This window comes from Methylobacterium sp. WL18, from assembly GCF_008040015.1.
GTDB classification, from domain to species: domain Bacteria; phylum Pseudomonadota; class Alphaproteobacteria; order Rhizobiales; family Beijerinckiaceae; genus Methylobacterium; species Methylobacterium mesophilicum.
Genome location: NZ_VRVD01001217.1, coordinates 1 through 636 on the forward strand (window position 1 = coordinate 1; position 636 = coordinate 636).

The 636-nt window shown below is 74.2% G+C and carries 2 protein-coding genes; both read right to left on the reverse strand.

Features of this window, described 5'->3' with window-relative positions; translation table 11 throughout:
- A partial coding sequence (locus tag FV228_RS31925) for a Gfo/Idh/MocA family oxidoreductase (protein WP_187278006.1) occupies positions 1-232 on the reverse strand: 232 nt, incomplete at its 3' end.
- A 31-nt stretch (positions 233-263) separates the two neighbouring features.
- On the reverse strand, positions 264-632 hold the full coding sequence (locus tag FV228_RS31930; protein WP_147857987.1) for a DoxX family protein: 369 nt from the start codon (positions 630-632) through the stop codon (positions 264-266).
- Positions 633-636 lie beyond the last annotated feature (4 nt).

Genomic DNA, 636 nt, shown 5'->3' on the forward strand with positions numbered 1-636 from the left:
GCGAGGCGACGTACACGCAGGCGCTGGCCGCCACGACCGCGGCGGAATCGGCGACCTGCGGCACCGCCGGGAAGGCGGCGCCGACCCGGGCCAGGGCCTCCGGCGACGGATCCCACAGGGCGGCGACCCGCACCGGCACATCCGGCGCCCCGTGGAGGGCGGCGATCAGGCGCTCGCCCATGATGCCGGCGCCGATGATCCCGAGGGCGAGCGGCGCGTCGGTCGTGGTCATTCCTGGTCCCTGTGCTGGTGACGGCGCCCGGTCAGATCCGGCCCTGCCGGGCGTCGAGGCTGAACGGGCCGGCCCCGAAGGCCGCGACCTGAAGCAAGCCGCCCGCCACGGCGAGGTTCTTCAGGAAATGGAACATCTGGTTCGGGTCGGCCAGCGCCGTGTGGAAGGTGAGCGAGGTGGCCACCGCGAACCCGGCGAGCCCGAGGGCGACGAGCCGGGTCCGGTAGCCGAGGATCAGCAGCAGGCCGCCCACGACCTCCACCAGCGCCGCCACCGCAAAAGAAACCTCCGGCAGCGGCAGGCCGGCGGCCCGGATGGTGGCGAGCGTCGCCTCCGGGGCGGCGAGCTTGCCGATTCCGCTCACCAGGAACAGGGCGCTCATCAGGATCCGGCCGGTCACCGGC